The organism is Amycolatopsis sp. cg5 (assembly GCF_041346955.1).
GTDB lineage: Bacteria > Actinomycetota > Actinomycetes > Mycobacteriales > Pseudonocardiaceae > Amycolatopsis.
The window spans coordinates 6,727,003-6,744,376 of sequence record NZ_CP166849.1 but is presented as its reverse complement, the minus strand read 5'-3'; the positions used below and the strand labels follow the sequence as shown (position 1 = coordinate 6,744,376).

14 protein-coding genes, 1 pseudogene and 1 other annotated feature are annotated in these 17,374 nt (G+C 68.0%); of the genes and pseudogenes, 7 read left to right on the top strand and 8 right to left on the bottom strand.

Annotation, left to right across the window (positions count from 1 at the left end; all coding sequences use genetic code 11):
- The first annotated feature begins 12 nt into the window (after positions 1-12).
- Complete coding sequence (locus tag AB5J62_RS30125; protein WP_370943334.1) at positions 13-2,079, top strand: glycoside hydrolase family 2 protein; 2,067 nt, start codon at positions 13-15, stop codon at positions 2,077-2,079.
- A 126-nt stretch (positions 2,080-2,205) separates the two neighbouring features.
- On the opposite strand, the gene AB5J62_RS30120 is transcribed toward AB5J62_RS30125, so the two are convergent.
- From AB5J62_RS30120 to AB5J62_RS30100, 5 genes are all read right to left on the bottom strand, one after another.
- A complete protein-coding gene (locus tag AB5J62_RS30120) occupies positions 2,206-3,195 on the bottom strand; it encodes a GlxA family transcriptional regulator (RefSeq protein ID WP_370943333.1) in 990 nt (329 codons plus the stop codon).
- A 106-nt stretch (positions 3,196-3,301) separates the two neighbouring features.
- Complete coding sequence (locus tag AB5J62_RS30115; protein WP_370943332.1) at positions 3,302-3,802, bottom strand: hypothetical protein; 501 nt, start codon at positions 3,800-3,802, stop codon at positions 3,302-3,304.
- A gap of 64 nt (positions 3,803-3,866) precedes the next feature.
- The gene (locus AB5J62_RS30110; RefSeq protein ID WP_370943331.1) at positions 3,867-6,926 is read right to left on the bottom strand and encodes a BTAD domain-containing putative transcriptional regulator; all 3,060 of its coding nucleotides are present in this window, start codon (positions 6,924-6,926) and stop codon (positions 3,867-3,869) included.
- Positions 6,927-6,972: 46 nt separating this feature from the next.
- Positions 6,973-7,617 (bottom strand): response regulator, encoded by a 645-nt coding sequence (locus AB5J62_RS30105; RefSeq protein ID WP_370943330.1) that lies wholly within the window; start codon positions 7,615-7,617, stop codon positions 6,973-6,975.
- A 29-nt stretch (positions 7,618-7,646) separates the two neighbouring features.
- Entirely contained in the window at positions 7,647-8,909 is a 1,263-nt protein-coding gene (locus AB5J62_RS30100; protein WP_370943329.1) for a sensor histidine kinase, read from the bottom strand.
- Positions 8,910-9,027: 118 nt separating this feature from the next.
- On the opposite strand from AB5J62_RS30100, the pseudogene AB5J62_RS30095 reads away from it, so the two are divergent.
- Positions 9,028-10,255, top strand: a pseudogene (locus tag AB5J62_RS30095) (IS3 family transposase).
- Positions 9,306-9,434 (top strand) — a sequence feature (AL1L pseudoknot). Its footprint overlaps the pseudogene before it by 129 nt.
- Before the next feature lie 285 nt (positions 10,256-10,540).
- On the opposite strand, the gene AB5J62_RS30090 reads toward AB5J62_RS30095, so the two are convergent.
- Genes AB5J62_RS30090 through AB5J62_RS30080 form a run of 3 tightly spaced genes read right to left on the bottom strand, consistent with a single transcriptional unit; the run spans position 10,541 to position 12,920 of the window.
- On the bottom strand, positions 10,541-10,750 hold the full coding sequence (locus AB5J62_RS30090; protein ID WP_091299974.1) for a hypothetical protein: 210 nt from the start codon (positions 10,748-10,750) through the stop codon (positions 10,541-10,543).
- Between the two features lie 8 nt (positions 10,751-10,758).
- Positions 10,759-11,871 carry a fatty acid desaturase gene (locus tag AB5J62_RS30085; RefSeq protein ID WP_370943328.1) on the bottom strand — a complete coding sequence of 371 codons (1,113 nt, stop codon included), beginning with the start codon at positions 11,869-11,871 and terminating at the stop codon, positions 10,759-10,761.
- A gap of 11 nt (positions 11,872-11,882) precedes the next feature.
- On the bottom strand, positions 11,883-12,920 hold the full coding sequence (locus AB5J62_RS30080; protein ID WP_370943327.1) for a ferredoxin reductase: 1,038 nt from the start codon (positions 12,918-12,920) through the stop codon (positions 11,883-11,885).
- Between the two features lie 87 nt (positions 12,921-13,007).
- On the opposite strand from AB5J62_RS30080, the gene AB5J62_RS30075 reads away from it, so the two are divergent.
- The 5 genes from AB5J62_RS30075 (at position 13,008) to AB5J62_RS30055 (ending at position 17,321) form a co-directional block, all read left to right on the top strand.
- Positions 13,008-13,655: a TetR family transcriptional regulator gene (locus AB5J62_RS30075; RefSeq protein ID WP_370943326.1), complete on the top strand. Its 648-nt coding sequence runs from the start codon at positions 13,008-13,010 to the stop codon at positions 13,653-13,655.
- A 165-nt stretch (positions 13,656-13,820) separates the two neighbouring features.
- A complete protein-coding gene (locus AB5J62_RS30070) occupies positions 13,821-14,918 on the top strand; it encodes a Re/Si-specific NAD(P)(+) transhydrogenase subunit alpha (RefSeq protein WP_370943325.1) in 1,098 nt (365 codons plus the stop codon).
- Positions 14,918-15,214 (top strand): NAD(P) transhydrogenase subunit alpha, encoded by a 297-nt coding sequence (locus AB5J62_RS30065; protein ID WP_091299966.1) that lies wholly within the window; start codon positions 14,918-14,920, stop codon positions 15,212-15,214. Before AB5J62_RS30070 ends, AB5J62_RS30065 begins: the two co-directional genes overlap by 1 nt.
- A complete protein-coding gene (locus AB5J62_RS30060) occupies positions 15,211-16,596 on the top strand; it encodes an NAD(P)(+) transhydrogenase (Re/Si-specific) subunit beta (RefSeq protein WP_370943324.1) in 1,386 nt (461 codons plus the stop codon). The genes AB5J62_RS30065 and AB5J62_RS30060 overlap by 4 nt, the downstream gene beginning before the upstream one ends.
- Positions 16,593-17,321 carry a biotin/lipoate A/B protein ligase family protein gene (locus AB5J62_RS30055; protein ID WP_370943323.1) on the top strand — a complete coding sequence of 243 codons (729 nt, stop codon included), beginning with the start codon at positions 16,593-16,595 and terminating at the stop codon, positions 17,319-17,321. Before AB5J62_RS30060 ends, AB5J62_RS30055 begins: the two co-directional genes overlap by 4 nt.
- Positions 17,322-17,374 lie beyond the last annotated feature (53 nt).

Genomic DNA, 17,374 nt, shown 5'->3' with positions numbered 1-17,374 from the left:
TGAGGTGGTGTTGTGGCCCGGTTGCGCCTGCTCGGCTTGTCCCTGCTCCTCGCGGCGACGAGCTTCTCCTTCCTACCGGCCGCTTCGGCGGTCACCGAGGTCCGGCAAGAGACGAATCTCGACGCGGGCTGGCGGTTCGTCCGCAGCGACGTCGCCGGCGCGGAGACGCCCGGTTTCAACGACTCCGCGTGGGCCGCGACGAACGTCCCGCACACCTGGAACGCGCTGGACGGCCAAGACGGCGGCAGCGACTACTACCGCGGCGTCGGCTGGTACCGCAAGCACTTCACGCCGTCCGCGAGCCTGGCGGGCAAGAAACTGTGGCTGCAGTTCGACGGGGTCAACTCCGTCAGCGACGTGTGGGTCAACGGGACCAAGCTCGGGCAGCACAAGGGCGGGTTCGCCGGCTTCCGCTTCGACGCGACCAGCGCACTCCGTCTCGGCAAGGACAACGTGCTCGCGGTCAAGGTCAACAACGCCGCGAACGCCGACATCGCGCCGCTGCAGGCGGACTTCACGTTCTACGGCGGCATCTACCGTGACGTCTCGCTGCTCGCGGTCGACCCGCTGTCGGTGCGGCTCGGCGACTATGGCGGCCCCGGCGTCTACCTGCGGCAGCGCGCGGTGACAGCGGCTTCGGCCGACATCGACGTGACCACCAAGGCGTGGAACAACTTCCCGGTGTCGAAGAACGTCCGCCTGCACACGGTGGTCAGGGACGCGGCCGGGAAAGTGGTCGCGGAGAACACGACCGCCACGCGTTCGGTGGCTCCGGCGACCGGGTTCGAGCAGGTGCAACGGCTGACCGTTCGCGACCCGCATCGCTGGCAGGGCAAGGAAGATCCGTACCTGTACAAGGCGAGCGTCGAGGTGCTCGACGGCGCGCGCGTCGCCGACGTGGTCACCCAGCCGCTCGGCCTTCGCTCGTCCACTGTGGACCCGTCCTCCGGCTTTTCCTTGAACGGCAAGCATCTTCCGCTCCACGGTGTGAACGCGCACCAGGACCGGCTCGACCAGGGCTGGGCCGTGCCGCCGTCACAGCACATCCAGGACTTCGACCTGATGGACGAGATGGGCGTCAACGCGCTGCGCACCGCGCACTACCAGCAGGCGCAACAGGTCTACGACCTCGCCGACCAGCGCGGTTACGTCGTCTGGGCGGAGATCCCGCTGGTCGACAAGGTCACCGACTCGGCCGCGTTCCGCGCCAACGCCCAGCAGCAGATGTACGAGCTGATCAGGCAGAACTTCAACCACCCGTCGATCGCCTTCTGGGGCATCGGCAACGAGCAGCGCACCAACGACACGGCGACGAACGACATCCTCGACCTCCTCGGCAAGCAGGTCAAAGCCGAGGACTCCGGCCGATTCTCGACCTACGCCTCCAACCAGGGCGACACCGACGCGCTGTCCTCACACGCCGACGTGAGCGGCTACAACCGCTACTACGGCTGGTACAACAAATCCGCCACCGGCCCCGGCGCCTGGGCGGACGCCTTGCACGCCAAGGATCCCGCCCGCGAGATCGGCCTGAGCGAGTACGGCGCCGGCGCGAGCGTGAACCAGCACGAGGAGAACCTGGCCCCGCCGGTGACGACTTCCCGTTGGCACCCCGAGGAGTACCAGAACATCCTGCACGAGAATCACTGGAAGCAGATCGCCTCCCGGCCGTTCCTGTGGGGCACCTTCGTCTGGAACATGTTCGACTTCGGCGTCGACAGCCGCTCCGAGGGCGACACCCTCGGCCGCAACGACAAGGGCCTCGTCACCTACGACCGCTCGATCCGCAAGGACTCCTTCTACTGGTACAAGGCGAACTGGACCACCACGCCCTTCGTCTACCTGACGAGCAGGCGCTGGACCCAGCGCACGGCCGCGGCCACGACGGTCAAGGTCTACGGCACCGCCGACTCGGTTTCGTTGTCCCTCAACGGAACCCCGGTGTCCACCAAGACCTCGGCCGACCACATCTTCACCTGGCCGATCACCTTGCGCCCCGGCCCCAACGTCCTCACGATCACAGGCACCCGGGGCGGCCAGACCTTCACCGACTCGGCGACCTGGACCCTCACCCCGTAAAAATCCCAATGCGTCGTTCGGTCCCTCGTACGGACCGAACGACGCATTCGGGATCTCCCAGGTACCGAAGGACGCATTGGGACCGCGCTGGGGACCGAAGGACGCATTGGGATTTTTACCGGCAGGTCAGCTGGCCCGGAAGGTGCTGCGATAGGCGCTGGGCGAGACCCCCAGCGACGCTTGCAGGTGCTGCCGCAGCGACGCCGCCGTTCCGAAGCCCGAGTCGGCCGCGATCCGGTCCACCGGCAGGTCCGTCTGCTCCAGCAGTTGCCGTGCGCGCTCGATCCGTTGCTGTGTAAGCCATTGCAGCGGCGAGACACCCACCTCTTCGCGGAACCGGCGGGTGAACGTCCGCGTGCTCATCGACTGCCGCGCGGCCAGTTCCTTCAGCGTCAGCGGACGGTGCAACTGCTCAAGAGCCCAAACCCGCGCGTTGCCGGTCGTCGCGAACTGGGGTTCCGGCACCGGCCGCTGGATGAACTGGGCCTGCCCGCCGTCGCGGTGCGGCGACACGACCGTCCCGCGCGCGACGTCGTTGGCGACGGCCGAGCCGTGGTCGCGGCGGATCATGTGCAGGCAGAGGTCGATGCCGGACGCCACGCCCGCCGAGGTCAGCACGTCGCCCTCGTCGGTGTAGAGCACGTCAGGGTCGAGTTCGACCGCCGGGAACAGCGCGCGGAAGTCGTCGGCGGACCGCCAGTGCGTGGTCGCGCGGCGGCCGTCCAGCAGTCCGGCCGCGGCCAGCACGAACGCGCCCGTGCAGATCGAGGCGATCCGCGTGCCCGGCCGGATCGACGCCATGGCGGCGGCGAGTTCGGCGCCGAGCTTGCCGTAGTACCGCGGCTCTTCGTCGTCGTACGAGGCCGGGATGACGACCGTGCCCGCGGTCGCGAGCACCTCCGGGCCGTGCGGCACGTTGATCGTGACGTCGGTGTCGGTTCGGATCGGGCCGGGGGTGACGGCGCAGGTCACGACGTCGTACAGCCGTTCGCCGCCGATCTTGGCCTGGCTGAACAGGCGGTGCACGATGCCCATTTCGATGGGCAGCATCCCGTGCCGGACGAGCACGGCCACCCGATGACGCTCCATGGCTCGATTCTGACACACATCGGCCATCAGGCCACAAAGACTCGTGGGTGGTATCGCCGGCCCCAACCGGCGATACCACCCACGAGTCCGCGCACGGTCAACTAACCGTTGAACGACCCCCTTGTGCGCCGGTTCACTTCGTCCGGATGTACCGGAAAGGCTTGTACGCCAACGCCTTCCGGCCATGCGGATACTCGATCAGGTGCAGCACCGTGCCCTGACCACCTACTTGTTCGTACCCCCAGAACCTGGTCCGGCGGCGGTTCGCCCACGCGCCGAAGAGGATCACGTGCCGCGTCAGGTTCGTGCCCTCGGAGCGCAGCAGCACGTCACCCGGCGCCAGCTCGGTCTTGCGGATCTCGAACCCGGCCTTGGCCAACCCCACGGTGTCCAAGCCGCCGTGCACGTTCCCCGCCCTGCCGGGAATGCCCCACGCCATCGAGATGTAGCCGGAGCAGTCGGTCCGGTACACCCCGTGCTCGTTCTCGTGGAACGTGTCCTGGCTGTACGGGACCGAAGGGCGCAACCAGCTCGCCGCCCGCGCGATGATCTCGTCGCGGGTCGTCTGCCGCCCCAACCTCAGCAGTGACTTGTTCGGCGCGGTGGCGACCATGTTCCCCTCACTTCTGCTCACCTCGTTCGATGAGCCAAGCTTGGCGGACGGCGCCAGAGGTCCCCTTCAGATAATCGGGTGCCACCTATAAGTTCGCTATAGACACGCTGTTTCGCCAGGTCAGCGGGGTGTGCGCGGCCAGCTCGGCGAGCTCGCGGGCCCCGGTGGACGCGAACAGCGTCAGCGCCTCGGCCCAGCGCGTCCGGCCATCCTCCACCGCCGCGGCGAGATCGCGCAAGGTTCGCGCGCGCCACAGCGGAAGATCGAGTTCGGTCCACTGGCCGAGCGCGATGGTCAGCAGCTCGCTCGCGCGGTCGAGTTCGCCGCGCGCCAGCGCCAGCTCACCCGCGGTCCTGGTCATCAGCGCGACGCCGAACCGGTCGCGGTGCTGCGCGCAGACTTCCAGGCAGGAATCGAGCAGCTCGGCGACGCCGCCGACCTCGCGCTGCCGGATACGGGCCTTCGCGAGCGACTGCCGCGCGTACGCCGCGCCGAGCGCGTCGCCGACGTCGTCGAGGATGATTTCGGCTTCCCTGCTCAGCTCGACGGCTTCGCCGAGCTTGCCGTTCGCGCGATGGCACAGGCTGAGCGCGCGCAACGCGAGCGCCTCGCCGCGCCGGTCGCCGAGTTCGCGGTACAGCGTCACGCAGCTTTCGAACGAGCCCGCCGCCGCGGCCAGATCGCCGTGATCACGGCTGATCGCCCCGGCGCCGTACCGCGCGGCCGCGAGCACCGTGTCGTCGCCGATGCGCTCGGCGAGTTCCGCGGCCTCATCGAGGTCGGCCAGCGCCTGCTCGAACTGGGCCAGATCCCGCCGCACGGTCCCGATTCCGACCAGCGCGACGGCCAGCGTCGCGTCGTCGCCGACGGTCAGCGCGTGCTTCTTCGCCAGCTGGAAATGGTCGAGCGCGGTCGCGAAATCGTCCTTCTCGTAGAACAGCTGCCCGAGCCCGGCCAGCACGCTGGCCTCGGACCGCAGGTCGCCCGACTTCCGCGCGGCGGCGAGCGCGACCTCGTGCGTGCGCTGCCAGCCGTCGAACTCGTTGCGCGCGGCGAACGGCGACGAGAGCAGCGCGGTGATCAACGTGGTGGTGACCTCGTCGATGCCCAGCTCGTGCGCGCGCTCGACGGCGCGGACCACGGCGGCCGTCTCGGATTTCAGCCATTCCGTCGGATTCTGCTCGGCCTCTTCGATGAGCCGGGGATCGGTCACGACGGACGTTTCGACCTTGGGCCGCAGCCCGAGCGTCACGCGGGGGAGCCGTTTCGCGCCGGCTTCGACCAGCGCCATCCACGTCGCGAGCGCGCGGCTCAACGCCGCCGCGACCAGTTCGGGCGGCTCGGTTTCGGCCTGCTCGGCGCCGAAGAGCTGGACGAGGTCGTGGAAGCGATACCGGACGCGGCCGAGCGGGTCGATGCCGACGACGTCGAGCAGCCGCAGGTCGACGAGCCGTTCGACGATGTCCTCGGCGTCTTCGAGCGAGACCTCCAGCAGCGGCGCGGCCAGCCAGAGCCCGAAGTCGGGCAGGTCGAACAGCGCGAGCAGGTGGAACGCGCGGCGATGCCGATCGTCGAGCTCGGCGTAGTTGAGCCGCAGGCTCGACCGGATCGCCAGGTCGCCGACGGCCAGCTCGTCCAGCCTGCGGCGCTCGTCGGACAGCCGCGACGCGAGCGCGCGCAACGGCCAGTGCGGCCTGGCGAGCAGCTTCGCCGCCGCGGCCCGGATCGCCAGCGGGACACCACCGCAGAGCGAGACGATCGTGTGCGCCGCCTCCGGCTCGGCCGCGACCCGCGCCGGGCCGATGATCTTGCGCAGCATGTCGACCGCGGCCTCGGTGGAGAAGAAGTCCAGTTCGATCGGCGCGATGCCTTCGAGCCCGGTCAGCCTCGACCGGCTCGTGATGATCACCAGGCAGTGCGGGTCGCCGGGCAGCAGCCGCCGGACCTGGTGCTCGCCGCGCGCGTTGTCGAGCACGATGACGAGACGGCGGCCCGCGACCTTGCGCCGGTACAGGTCGACGCGGTCGTCGAGGGTGTCCGGCAGGTCGTTGCCGCTGATGCCGAGCGCACCGAGAAAACGCCCGAGCACCTCCTGCGCTTCGAGGTCGCGCTCGGAGCCGCGCAGGTCAGCGAAGAGCTGGCCGTCCGGGTAGTCGCCGCGCAGCAGATGCGCCGCGTGCACGGCGAGCGCGGACTTCCCGGCGCCGCCGAAACCGGAGATCACCACGGTCGGTGTCGCGGTGCGAGTGTCCACAGTCGACTGTCCGGCCAGGCGGAGCACGTCGCCGAGATGTTCGGCGCGGCCGGTGAAATCGCCGATGTCCGGCGGCAGATGCCGGGGGACGACGTACTCGTCCTGCTGCCGGGGCGCGGGCACATCGGCGGGCGTGGACGGCTTCTTGACGCTCAGCGAGCCGTTGAGGATCTCGGTGTGCAGGGTCTTGAGCTTCTCGCCGGGTTCCATGCCCAGTTCGTCCTGGAGATGGCGGCGGCCGTCGCGGTACACGGCGAGCGCGTCGGCGTGCCTGCCGCCTTCGTAGAGCGCGCGCATCAGGAGCCCGCGTGCCTCTTCGCGCAGCGGGCTGGCGTTGACCAGCTGGGTGAGGCTCGCGACGACCTCGCCGCCGCGGCCGAGTTCGAGCAGGCAGCGGGCGCGGCCTTCGGCGGCGCCGAGCCGGTCCTCGTCGAGCGCGTCGGCGCTGGTGCGGGCGAACGTGGTGTCGACACCGCCGAACGCCGGGCCACGCCACAGCCGCAACGCCTGCTCGTAGCGCTCGTTCGCCTCCGCGTGGTTCGCGCGGCGCTCGGCCTGCCTCGCCTTGTCGATGAGCTGCTCGAACGCGTCGAGATCACAGTCGTCCGCGGTCACGTCGAGCAGGTAGCCGGGCGGCCGGGTCACCAGCGCCTCGGCGTTGCCTGCCTCGCCGAAAGCGCGCCTGAGCTGGGAAATGTAGGTGTGGACCAGCGCGGTGGCCGAGCGCGGCGGCGCGTCGTCCCAGATGAGCGCGATCAGCCGTTCGACGGAGACGACCTGCCGGGGCTGCAGCAACAGGGCGGCGAGCAGCGCCTTCGGCTTCGGCCCGCCGAGCGGGACAGCGCGCTCGCCCGTTCTGAGCTCGATCGGCCCCAAAGCCTGGATGCGCATTTCACTTCTCCCCGCAGGACAGTGCGCGGTGATTTTGGCACAGGTTTCAGGCCTCGAGGTACTTCAGCACCGCGAGTACGCGGCGATTGTCCCCCTCGGACTGGTGCAGTCCCAGTTTGCCGAAAATACTGGTCACGTGCTTTTCGACGGAGCCGGCGGAGAGGAACAGTTTGGCGCAGATCGCCGCGTTCGACCGGCCTTCGGCCATCAGATCGAGCACTTCGCGTTCCCTTGTCGTCAATCTGTCGAGTTCTCCGGTTTTACGCGTGGCTGAAAACAGCTGGCTGACGACCTCGGGATCGAGCACGGTCTCGCCGTCGGCGACCCGTGTGAGCGCGTCGAGGAAGTCCGAGACCTCGGCCACCCTGTCCTTCAGCAGATAGCCGACCCCGCCCGCCCGGTCGGCGAGCAGCTCGGCGGCGTACCGGGTTTCGACGTACTGGGAGAACAGCAGGATGGCCTGGCCAGGCCGCTCCTTGCGCAGCGCGATGGCGGCGCGCAGGCCCTCGTCGGTGTGCGTCGGCGGCATCCGGATGTCCACAATGGACACGTCGGGCGCGTGCGCCTTGACGGCGTCTTCCAGCGTGGCGGCGTCCTTGACGGCGGCGACCACGTCATGGCCGCGCAGGGTGAGCAGCTCGACGAGACCCTGGCGAAGGATGGTCGAGTCCTCCGCGATCACGACCCGCACAGCCGTACCCCCTTGGTGACCTCACCACCTTAGCCAGTCAGGGGGATCGATGCGGTCACCACGGTGGGCCCGCCTCGCGGGCTCGAAACGTCGAGCGTGCCGTCGACGGTACGCAGGCGCTCGGTGATCCCGGCCAGCCCGCCGCCCGGGGTGACCGTGGCGCCGCCGTCGCCTCGGTCGGAGACGGCGACTTCCAGCGTGTCGGTGGCTCTGACCTGCAGATGTATGCCGTCACGAGCGTGCTTGGCCGCGTTGGTGAGCAGCTCGGCCGCGGTGAAGTAGGCGATCGTCTCCAGCGACGGCGGCGGCCGGGTCCCGACGTCGACGTCCAGCACCACGTCCACCCCGAGCGTGGTGACCAAAGTGGACAGAGCGACGTCCAGCCCGGCGTCGAGCGCGGGCGGGTGGATGCCTCTGGCTAGGTCACGCAGGTCGACGAGCGCCTGCTTGGCGTTGGCGTGCGCGGTGGTGACCAGCTGCCGCAGCTGGGCGACGTCGGGGCTGGTCGCGTCGAGTTCGTCCTTGGCGATCCCGAGTTTCATGGCGAGCGCGACCAGCTGCGCCTGCGCCCCGTCGTGCAGATCCCGCTCGATCCGCCGCAGCTTGACGTCGGCGTCCTCGACGGCCGCGGCCCGGCTGACCTCCAGGTCCCGCACCCGTTCGCTCAGTGTCTTGGGCCCCAGCAGCCCGCGGACCAGCAGCCGGTCGACCCCGACCATCAGCCTGATCACCCACGGCAGCGCGACCAGGATGACCACCCCGAGCAACGCGAGCGGCAGGCTCAGCCACCACGTGTCGGTCCGGATGGCGAACATCGGCATCTCCCGGCCACCCGTGGTGTGCCAGAACAGCGGGTACAGCAGGGTCGCGACCCCGCCGACGACCAGGTAGGCGGTCACCAGCAGCTCGCCCGCCGCGACCGGCACCCGCAGCACCAGGTAGGCCACGGCCCGCCACGCGATCGGGTCCCCGATCCTCGCCTTGAACCACTTCCCGAACCCCGGCTCCATCGGCCGCGACGCCGGCACCCCCACCTTCACACCCAGCAAAGCCCCCGCCAGCCGCCGATGCACCCCACCCAGCGCCCGCACGAACACCAGCACACCCGACAGCAGCAACAACCCCACGAACAGCGGCGACACCACCACCCCGACCGCCAGCCCCACCACGACCAGCACAAAGCACACGGCCGCCAGCGGAACCCCGGCCAGCACCCACCCCAGCTCAGCCCCGAACCGCCGCCGCCCCAACTCCCCGACGACCAGCCGAACCCCAGGACGCACCCGCTTCACACCCCCACCCTGCCTCCCCACCCCACCCCCGCCCACCGGGTTTTCCCCCCAACCCCACCCCCGAAGTGAACCGCCCCGGGTTTGATGGAGGCTCCATCGTGTGAGTGAGGATGGAGTTATGGCCCGGTCTTCGAGGCATCCGCGTGAGGTGCGTGAGCGCGCGGTTGCGCTGGTGTTTGAGCAGGTAGAGCAGTATTCGTCGCAGTGGGAGGCGATCACGTCGATCGCAGCGAAGGTCGGGGTGTCGGCGGAGAGCCTGCGCCGGTGGGTGCGGCAGGCTGAGACCGATCAGGGGGCGCGGTCGGGTGTGACGACCGAGGAGGAGCAGCGGATCCGGGAGTTGGAGCGGGAGAATCGTGAGTTGCGGCGGGCGAACGAGATTCTGAAGGCGGCGTCGGCTTTCTTCGCGAGGGAGCTCGACCCTCGACCGCCACGCTCGTAACGTTCATCACGGAATATAGGGACCGGTTCGGAGTCGAGCCGATCTGTGCCGTGCTGACCGAGTTCGGGATCAAGATCGCTCCGTCCACTTATTATGCCGCCCTCTCTCGCCCGGTATCGGCGAGGGAAGTTCGCGACGAGGAACTGAAAAAGGAAATCCGACGTGTGTATGACGATAATTATCGGGTGTATGGTGCCCGGAAAATATGGTGGCAGCTGAACCGTGAGGGCGTCGCCGTCGGGCGGGGCCGGGTGGAGCGGCTCATGCGCGCGCTGGGCCTGGCCGGCGCGGTCCGGGGAAGACGGTGCGCACGACGGTGTCCGATCCTGATGGTGTCCGCGCCGCGGACCTGGTGAGACGCCAGTTCGCCGCCGGTGCGCCGAATCGGTTGTGGGTAGCGGACTTCACCTACGTCGCGACCTGGGCGGGCGCGGTCTACGTCGCGTTCGCCATTGACGTGTTCTCCCGCAAGATCGTCGGCTGGCGCGTGAGTATGTCCAAGGAAACCGATCTGGTGCTCGACGCTATCGAGCAGGGGTTGCGGCATAGGGACTACCGGTGGAGCGAGGGGCAAGAAAAGTTGATTCACCATTCCGACGCCGGAAGTCAATATACTTCTTTCCGGTTCACGCAGCATCTTATCGATTCGGGTATCGACGCGTCGATCGGCACAGTTGGCGACGCTCTGGACAACGCACTCGCGGAATCTGCCATCGGTCTTTATAAAACCGAGTTGATTAAACCGAACGGGCCGTGGCACAATAAACAAGAAGTCGACGTCGCCACCGCAGCGTGGGTCGAGTGGTACAACAACCAGCGACTCCATGGAGCGTGCGGCGGCCGACCACCCGTCGAGTTCGAGACCCTGTACGAGTCAGGTGACCTGATCAGCCTGGTCGCCTGACCCCAACAACGAGTCTCTACCGAACCCGGGGCGGTTCAAAGTGCCAGCCCCCGTACCCAGAGAGTCGCCACGCGTACATAGATGGACGACACGCGTACCCAGCCGGACGACACGCGTACATAGATGGACGGCACGCGTACCTAAAGAGTCGGCACGCGTACCCGGCGGGTCGGAATCGTGCCGACTGCTCAGGTACGCGTGCCGTCCGTCTGTGCACGCGTGTCGTCCATCCAGGTACGCGTGGCGTCCGTTCCGGTACGTGGGCCCGGCCTGGGTGGGGCGGGGTTAGGGGTCGAGTTTTTCGGGGGTGGTGTCGTTGCGGGCGCGGGTGGAGGCTTCGCGCATCTCGATGACGTCGGTGATCCAGTCGCCGGTTTCGCGGGCGACGTCGCGGACGGCGCCGGTGATGATCGTCGCTATGCGGCCGATGTGCGTGGCCGCCGACTCGGTGATCTCCTGGATCGTGTCCTTGGTGCTCTCGAACTGGCCGACCATGTCGCTTCCTAAGCCGCTCGGAGTGTGCTGCCGGGTTCCACGGTACTGGTCCGCGGCGGTTCCCCGCCCGGCAAAGCCAGCTTGACGATCTTCCTGGCGACCGAGAGCAGCTGCTTGTGCAGGGGCCCGGTGTTGTACGGCAGGCCGTACTTCTCGCAGATCGCGCGCACCTCGCCCGCGATTTCCGGGTAGCGGCGTGCGGGGATGTCCGGGAACAGGTGGTGCTCGATCTGGTGGGACAGGTTGCCGCTCATGATGTGGAACAGCTTCCCGCCGGTGATGTTCGCCGACCCGAGGATCTGCCGCAGGTACCACTGCCCACGCGACTCCGAAGCCGTCTCCTCCTCGGTGAAGCTCTCGACGTCGGCGGGGAAGTGGCCGCAGAAGATGATCGAGAACGACCACAGGTTGCGTACCAGGTTCGCGGTCGCGTTGCCGAGGAACGTCAGCGGCGCCAGCGGGCCGGTGAGCAGGGGGAACAGCACGTAGTCCTTGCCGACCTGGCGCGCGGCCTTGCGGACCATGCGGCCGGAGACCTCCTTGGTGTCGGCCCAGGTGCGCTCGCCCTTGACGATCCGGTCGAACTCGAGGTCGTGCAGCATCACGCCCCACTGGAACAGGACCGCGAGCATCACCGCGTACACCGGGTTGCCCAGGTAGTACGGGTGCCATTTCTGCGCCGGGTCCATGCGCAGGATGCCGTACCCGATGTCGCGGTCCTTGTCGAGGATGTTCGTGTACGTGTGGTGGATGTAGTTGTGCGAATGCCGCCAGTTCTCGGCGGGCGCGACGGTGTCCCATTCGAATTGCTGCGAGCTCAGCGCCGGGTCACGCGTCCAGTCGTACTGGCCGTGCATGACGTTGTGGCCGATCTCCATGTTGTCCAGGATCTTCGACACCGAAAGCGCCGCGACGCCCGCGAACCACGCCGGCGGGAAAAAGCCGGCGAAAAGCAGTGCGCGGCCGGTGATCTCCAGTGACCGCTGTGCCTTGATGACATTGTGGATGTAGTCGACGTCCTCCTTGCCGAGCGAGGCGACGACGCGCTGGCGGACGGCGTCCAATTCGGCGCCGAATTCTTCGACCTGTGCCGGGGTGAGCCGGTCTTGCAAGCCGGTCATGGAAAGTCTCCTTAAGCGTTGATCTCGACGTCCCCGACGGGGACGGAAATGCACAGCTGGATTTCTTCGTTCTCTTCTTCGGACAGCTCGCCCGTTTTCGCGTTGCGCACGCAGCCGGAGGTCTTGACCTTCGTGCACGAGAAGCAGATCCCCATGCGACAGCCGTGCTCCGGGCTGAGCCCGGCGGCCTCGGCCTGCTCCAGCAGCGGCTTGCCGGAGTTCGCGAACTCCTTGCCGCTGTGGGCGAACCGGACCTGGCCTTCGGCGGACGCGGTGTCGAACACCAGCGTCGGCGGGGTGAACTCCTCGGTGTGCAGGTGTTCACTCAAGCCTTCGTCGGCGTACACCGCGCGCACCGAGTCCATCAGCGGCTTGGGTCCGCACAGGAACGTCTCGGCGTCGCGGAACCACGGCGCGGCCTTCTCCAGGTGCTCCAGCGAGAAGAAGCCGTGCAGGTCGGCGCCCGATCCGCCGGTGTACGCGAGCATCGTGTGCTCGCCGGCGTAGAGGACGTCGCGGTCGTCGTTGGCGTAGTGCAGGAACGCGAGTTCACCCGGATAGCCCTCGTCGCGCAGTGTCTGGAACATCGACCGCACCGGGGTGATCCCGCTGCCGCCGCTGATCAGCACGATCCGGGGCGGGCGCGGCGACGGCATGGTGAACGCACCGTCCGGTTCGGACAGTCCGAGCGTCATGCCCGGCCGCGCGTTGTCGTGCAGGAAGCCGGAAACGAGCCCGTCTCGCTTGATCGTGAGCTCGAGCAGGCCACGGGTGTGCTCCGAACAGGCGGGGGAGTAGCAGCGGGTGCGCCGCACCCCGTCGATGTCGACGGTGATCCGCACGTACTGCCCGGCGGTGAACCCGCGCCACGCCCGGCTGGGCCGGATCGCGAGGGTCACGGTGTCGGCGGTCTGCCGCCTGACCTCGCGGATCTCGCCGCGGATCTCGCGGCGCACCAGCATCGGGTTGACGAGCTCGAGGTAGCGGTCCATGCCGTGCGGGGTGAGCAGCGCTTCGGCCACCGAAGCGAGCGATTTGAGCGCTGGCATCCATACCCTCCCGAGTTTCAGTGAACAGTCGTACACTGAATAGTGCACCGCGTGAGAACCGCGCTGTCAACTGGAAGGAGCTGTGATGTGGTCGATACCGTGAACACCGTGACCGAGCCGGTGAGCCGCCAAGAGCGCAAGCAGCGCACCCGTCAGTCCTTGCTGGACGCGGCGTGGGAACTGCTGGCCGTCCGCAGTTTCGACGCGCTCAGCCTGCGTGAGGTCGCGAAACGCGCCGGCATCGTGCCGACCGCCTTCTACCGCCATTTCTCTTCGATGGAAGAACTCGGCGTCACGCTGGTGGAGCAGTCGATGCGCACGCTGCGCGGCATGATCCGCGAGGCGCGCACCAGGCCGACCCAGCCCAGCGAGATGATCCGAGCATCCGTTCACACGCTTTACGAGCACGTACGCGCGCACAAGGACCATTTCCGCTTCCTCACCCGCGAGCGCTACGGCGGCAACGAGCAGGTCGCGCGCGCGATCGCGGTCGAGCTGAAGCTGTTCTCCAGCGAACTCGCCATCGACCTCGTCCGGCTCGAAGGGCTCCGCGAATGGAACACCGACGATCTGCACATGATGGCGGACCTGATCGTCACGGCGATGCTCGCGACCGTCCTCGAGCTACTCGAGGCGCGTCCGCGCGACAATGAGGCCGATCAGGCGATCAAGCTCGTCGCCGAGAAGCGGCTTCGGCTGATCTTCCTGGGGGTTCCCCACTGGCGGAGTTCGTAACCAGCGTCTCTTGACCGGTCAACAGGGGCTCCCTGACCTCAGATTTAGGGGTCTCAAGCCGATGAACAGGGACCTTCGAACGTGGGAAGCACCCCGTGACCGTGGTACAAACTCCCGGTGATCGCGCCCATCGGGGCAGATCTTCAGTGCCGAGGAGGTCGCGGAGTGGCCGAAACCGAGCAGCTCACGGTCGGCGTCGTGAAGGAGTCCAGGTCCGGCGAACGCCGGGTCTCGCTCGTGCCCAAACTGATCGAACGCCTCACGAAGAGAGGCTTGCGGATCGTCGTCGAATCCGGGGCCGGTGCGGGCGCCTATCTAGCCGATTCCGTCTTCGAAGAAGCGGGCGCCGTCATCGGCGACGCCTGGGGCGCGGACATCGTGCTCAAGGTCGCGCCGCCGACCGCGGACGAGGTCGCGAAACTCAAAACCGGAACGTTGCTGATCGGATTCCTGAATCCCAGGTCCGATCCGGACGGCATCACCGCGCTGGAAAAGGCGGGGGTGCGCGCGTTCGCCGTCGAAGCCATTCCCCGTATTTCCCGCGCGCAGGCGATGGACGCGCTTTCTTCACAAAGCGGCGTCGCCGGTTATCGAGCGGTATTGCTGGCCGCCGAGAAACTGCCGCGGTTCTTTCCCATGCTGACCACCGCGGCGGGCACCGTCCCGCCCGCGAAGGTGCTCGTGCTGGGCGCCGGTGTCGCCGGGCTGCAAGCGCTTGCGACGGCGAAACGGCTCGGCGCGCAGACCACCGGCTACGACGTGCGGCCCGAGGTCGGCGAGCAGGTCAAGTCGCTCGGCGCGAAGTTCCTGGAACTCGGCATCGAGGCCGCCGGTGAGGGCGGGTACGCCCGCGAGCTCACCGAAGAGGAACGAGCTGAGCAGCAGCGCAGGCTCACCGACGCGATCACGAAGTTCGACGTCGTGATCACCACGGCCTTGGTGCCCGGCCGCAAGGCGCCGACACTCGTCACAGCCGAGGCGGTCAAGGGCATGCCGGCGGGCGCGGTCGTGGTCGACCTCGCCGGTGAGTCCGGTGGCAACTGCGAGCTGACCAAGCCGGGCGAGGACGTCGTCGAGCACGACGTCACCATCACCTCTCCGCTGAACCTGCCCGCCGAGATGCCCGCGCACGCCAGCGAGCTCTACGCGCGCAACGTGACCGAACTGCTGGAGCTCATCGTCGACAAGGAAGGCAAGCTCGCGCTCGACTTCTCCGACGAGATCGTCGCCGGAGCCTGCGTGGCCGGGAAGGGAGCGGAGTAATGCTGGTGCAGAGCCTGGCCATCCTGGTGCTGGCCGGTTTCGTGGGTTTCACGGTGATCTCCAAGGTGCCCAACACCTTGCACACCCCGCTGATGTCGGGCACGAACGCCATCCACGGCATCGTGCTGCTCGGCGGCCTGGTCGTGCTCGGCCTGTCGGCTGACGGCGTGCTCAACAAGATCCTGCTGGTGATCGCGATCGCGTTCGGCACGATCAACGTGGTGGGCGGGTTCCTGGTGACCGACCGCATGCTGTCGATGTTCAAGGACAAGAAGAAAGAGGGAGCCGACTCATGACGAGTTTCATCGCTGTCCTCTACATCATCTCCTTCGCCTTGTTCATCTACGGCCTGATGGGCCTGACCGGCCCGCGCACGGCCGTGCGCGGCAACTGGATCGCCGCCGTCGGCATGGGCATCGCGGTCGTCGCGACGCTGCTGACGCCGGGCATGAGCAACTGGGTCCTCATCATCCTGGGTGTCGCGATCGGCACCGTGGTCGGCGTCCCGTCGGCACGCAAGGTCAAGATGACCGCGATGCCGCAGATGGTGGCCTTGTTCAACGGCGTGGGCGGCGGCGCGGTCGCGCTCATCGCCTGGGTCGAGTTCCGGTCCTCCGACGGCTACGCGCACGAGCCGAAGTACGTGGCTATCGCGTCGCTGTTCTCGGCGATCGTGGGTTCCATTTCGTTCTGGGGCTCCAACATCGCGTTCGGGAAGCTGCAGGAGCTGATCTCCGGCCGTCCGATCAGCCTCGGCAAGCTCCAGCAGCCGATCAACGCGCTGCTGTTGCTCGTCGCGCTCGGTTGCGCGATCACCATCGGCTTCGGCGGTGACAGCGAACTGCTGATCGTCGGCCTGCTGATCGCGGCGGGCGTGCTGGGTGTCACCTCGGTGCTGCCGATCGGTGGCGCGGACATGCCCGTGGTCATCTCGCTGCTGAACGCCCTCACCGGGCTGTCGGCCGCCGCGATGGGCCTCGCACTGAACAACACCGCGCTGATCGTCGCCGGCATGATCGTCGGCGCCTCCGGTTCGATCCTGACCAACCTGATGGCGAAGGCGATGAACCGGTCGATCCCGGCGATCGTCGCAGGCGGGTTCGGCGGCGGTTCGTCGGTGGCCAGCAACCGGTCCGCGGAGGAACGCCCGGTCCGCAGCACCAGCGCGTCCGACACGGCCATCCAGATGGCCTACGCGAACAAGGTCGTGGTCGTGCCCGGGTACGGCATGGCCGTCGCGCAGGCACAGCACCAGGTCCGCGAGATGGCGAAGCTGCTGGAGGCCAAGGGGATCACGGTCGCCTACGCGATCCACCCGGTCGCCGGTCGCATGCCGGGGCACATGAACGTGCTGCTGGCCGAGGCCGACGTGCCGTACGAGCAGCTCAAGGAAATGGACGAGATCAACTCCGAGTTCGCCCAGACCGACGTCGCGCTGGTGATCGGCGCGAACGACGTCACGAACCCGGCCGCGGAGACCGACCCCGGCTCGCCGATCTACGGCATGCCGATCCTCAAGGTCAACCACAGCCGCTCGGTGATCGTCCTGAAACGCTCGATGAGCTCGGGCTTCGCCGGCATCGACAACGACCTGTTCTACGATCCGAAGACCAGCATGCTCTTCGGCGACGCGAAGTCTTCGGTGGGCGAGATCGTGGAGGAACTCAAAGCACTGTGACAGCGGGCGACATCAGCGCGGGGTCTTCGGATCCTGCCGAAAACCTCGCGCTGGATGAAGCCCTGCTGCGCGCCGCGCCTGCCGGGCCGCTGATCTGGATCTGGCGCAACCCGGCCTGCGTGGTCGTCGGGCGCGGGCAGAAGGTGCATCGCGAGGTGCGCACGGACGTCTGCGCCCAGGACGGGATTCCCGTGCTGCGGCGGGCAAGCGGCGGCGGCACGGTTTTTCACGATAGCGGGAATTTGAACGTCACCCTGGTGTTGCCCGACGCCGGTGAGCGCCCGCTGGAAGCCATCGGCGAGCTCATGAGCGGCGCGGTGTCCGAGCTGGGGCTGCCGCCCCGGCTCGGCGATCGCGGCCTGTTCATCGGCGAAGCGAAGCTGTGCGGGTTCGCGGTGTTCCGCACCAAGACCGGGCTGCTGGCGCATTCGACACTGCTGGTCCACACGGCGGCCGAACGCGTCGGCCGGTATCTCACCGGGCCGCCGCCGGACCCGAAGCCGTTGGACTCGCATCGCAGCCAGGTCGCCTCGCTGGCCGAACACGGCCTGCGGGCGGGCATCGACGAGGCGGCGGCCGCGGTGCGCGTCGCCGCGACCCGGCAGTTCGACGGGCTGGCCAAGCGGCCGCCCAGCGCGGAGGAACGGGACTGGCAGCGGCGGCTGCTCGATTCGAGGTACCGGTTCCCCGACTGGCATGCCGAGGGGCGCCAGAAGGACTCGTGAGTGTTTTCGCCGGTTAGAACCGGCCGTACCACTCACGACCCCTCACACCGAAA

Excerpts from the sequence above, each read along its gene's own strand:
- AB5J62_RS30090 (WP_091299974.1), bottom strand. The coding sequence starts at position 10,750 with ATGGTCGGCCAGTTCGAGAGCACCAAGGACACGATCCAGGAGATCACC.
- AB5J62_RS30120 (WP_370943333.1), bottom strand. The coding sequence starts at position 3,195 with ATGGCCGATGTGTGTCAGAATCGAGCCATGGAGCGTCATCGGGTGGCC.
- AB5J62_RS30060 (WP_370943324.1), top strand. The coding sequence starts at position 15,211 with ATGACGAGTTTCATCGCTGTCCTCTACATCATCTCCTTCGCCTTGTTC.
- AB5J62_RS30080 (WP_370943327.1), bottom strand. The coding sequence starts at position 12,920 with ATGCCAGCGCTCAAATCGCTCGCTTCGGTGGCCGAAGCGCTGCTCACC.
- AB5J62_RS30065 (WP_091299966.1), top strand. The coding sequence starts at position 14,918 with ATGCTGGTGCAGAGCCTGGCCATCCTGGTGCTGGCCGGTTTCGTGGGT.
- AB5J62_RS30085 (WP_370943328.1), bottom strand. The coding sequence starts at position 11,871 with ATGACCGGCTTGCAAGACCGGCTCACCCCGGCACAGGTCGAAGAATTC.
- AB5J62_RS30110 (WP_370943331.1), bottom strand. The coding sequence starts at position 6,926 with ATGCGCATCCAGGCTTTGGGGCCGATCGAGCTCAGAACGGGCGAGCGC.